The sequence below is a fragment of the Duganella sp. 1224 genome, from assembly GCF_013408245.1.
Classification (GTDB): Bacteria; Pseudomonadota; Gammaproteobacteria; order Burkholderiales; family Burkholderiaceae_D; genus Rugamonas.
The window spans coordinates 1-1,421 of record NZ_JACBYS010000020.1 but is presented as its reverse complement, the minus strand read 5'-3'; the positions used below and the strand labels follow the sequence as shown (position 1 = coordinate 1,421).

The following is a 1,421-nucleotide window of genomic DNA, read 5'->3' as shown; positions in this document are numbered from 1 at the left end:
CCCTCAAAACCTAATTCCCTTAGGTCCTCGTGGATCTGTTTTAAGGTGCATCGCTGCTTCCTGGAACGAGCTGCCTCGGTCTTAAGCATGGCTGAGAGTTGGAACGCATATTTGTCGATCGCGCTGCGTGAGCGCCGCACGGCGTAGGCTGGCTCGGTGATTTCGGCGCGCAGATAGCGCCGGACAGTGTTTCTAGAGATGCGCAAGCGTCGGGCTATCTCTCGAAGGGGGACCTGGTCTCGGATATGCCAGCGTCGAATAATGCTTAGTAGTGCCACGTCGATCACTCCAATTCCCCACTCAACTCGTTGAGCAGGATTGTGTCTTAAACGTGGGTCAGATTCAGTTGCAAATTAGTGGGCAAAGTGGGGCAGATTTCGCTGCATGTATGGACCCGACACCTTTTGCAAGCTTCGTTTTGTAAATCGAAATGGTTTGCATGCATGTATCCGGCTTGCTATGGGCTCGTATCGGATGCATGCCCGCAGCCTTGATGAGATCCGCACATCCATTCCTTAGCAAATCATCGGCTTAGTCCTTCAGGCTGCCTGCAGCGAAAGCAGGTTGTTGGATGTTGGTCTTACCAGTTTCGTCATCACTTTGAGAAGCTTCGCAAACTTGATGTTGGGTTCTGAATTCCTCCTTGGTTGAACAAATGCTGCAAACCGATTATGCGGGCACTGCCGGCGATCGATAGTTCTCTGTCCCGCTAAGCAAAACCTGTATTACTCGCGCATTTTTGTTAGCCAACGCCACTGCCGCGCGGTTATATCCGCGTCGTGCGATCAGGTCCTGAAGCCATCGGCTGCGCGCATCGGCTTTGCCGATCGCGTAGCGCAAAACTACGCGCGCCCCGTGAATCAGCAGCGTTCCCACCGCTGCCACGATTGCGGTGGCGGTAATCGGGCCAACACCATCAATGGCCTCGATTTTCTTGCAGAGTGCTGAACTTTTTAGGAAGGACGTGATCCATTGATTTGTGCGCGCAATGCGCTCTTCGAGAGTTCGCAGCTGCTCAAGCATTTCTGTTATGAGTGTTTGGCAGATACTGGTCAGTTCGCCCTCTCATTTCTCCAGAATCGACGGTAAGGCGCGCTTGAAAGCGGTAGGTGTTTGGGCCATCACCACGCCACGCTCGGCCAGCAATCCTCTGACTTGATTGATCAACGCTGTTCGCTGGTGCACCAGTAGTTCACGCACGCGGTGAACCGCCCTCATATCCTGCTGCTCGACCGACTTCACTGTAACGAAGTGCATCGTAGGCCGGCTCGCCGCTTCGACGATCGCAGCCGCGTCGTTCGCATCGTTCTTGTTGGTCTTTACGAATGGCGCGACATACTGCGGACTAATAAGTCGCACTTCGATGCCCATTGCCAGGAATTGCCGTCCCCAATGATGGGCTGAGCTGCAAGCTTCCATTG

At 53.9% G+C, this 1,421-nt stretch carries 1 protein-coding gene and 1 pseudogene; both read right to left on the bottom strand.

Annotated elements, in window-relative coordinates; translation table 11 throughout:
- The coding region (locus FHW58_RS27355) for a helix-turn-helix domain-containing protein (protein WP_373996741.1) at positions 1-278 on the bottom strand (278 nt) is incomplete at its 3' end.
- Between the two features lie 391 nt (positions 279-669).
- Positions 670-1,421: pseudogene (locus FHW58_RS27300) on the bottom strand (IS110 family transposase); the annotation flags it as partial.